This window comes from Dyella sp. ASV21 (assembly GCF_016428975.1).
In the GTDB taxonomy this organism is placed as follows: Bacteria; Pseudomonadota; Gammaproteobacteria; order Xanthomonadales; family Rhodanobacteraceae; genus Dyella.
Window position 1 is genome coordinate 1 of the sequence record NZ_JAELTT010000339.1, and the last position, 314, is coordinate 314.

At 72.3% G+C, this 314-nt stretch carries 1 pseudogene; it reads left to right on the forward strand.

What is annotated here, in order from left to right:
- Nucleotides 1-201 (forward strand): annotated as a pseudogene (locus tag JHD67_RS21860) (hypothetical protein); the annotation flags it as partial.
- Between the last annotated feature and the right edge of the window lie 113 nt (nucleotides 202-314).

Below are 314 nucleotides of genomic sequence, written 5' to 3' on the forward strand. Positions count from 1 at the left end.
GTCATTCTCAAGTACATCGCCGGTGGCGTACTCGGCAAAGTCTCGTTGACCGGTGGCTGGAACGAGGCGGCGCTCGGCATGCTGCTGCAGTGGGGCATGTCCATCGTGATCGCCGCCATCTATGTGCCTGTCTCTTATACACATCTGACGCTGCCGACGACAACGTTCGGGTGTAGATCTCGGTGGTCGGCGGATCATTAAAAAGGGGGGGGGGGGGGGGGGGGGGGGGGGGGGGGGGGGGGGGGGGGGGGGGGGGGGGGGGGGGGGGGGGGGGGGGGGGGGGGGGGGGGGGGGGGGGGGGGGGGGGGGGGGGG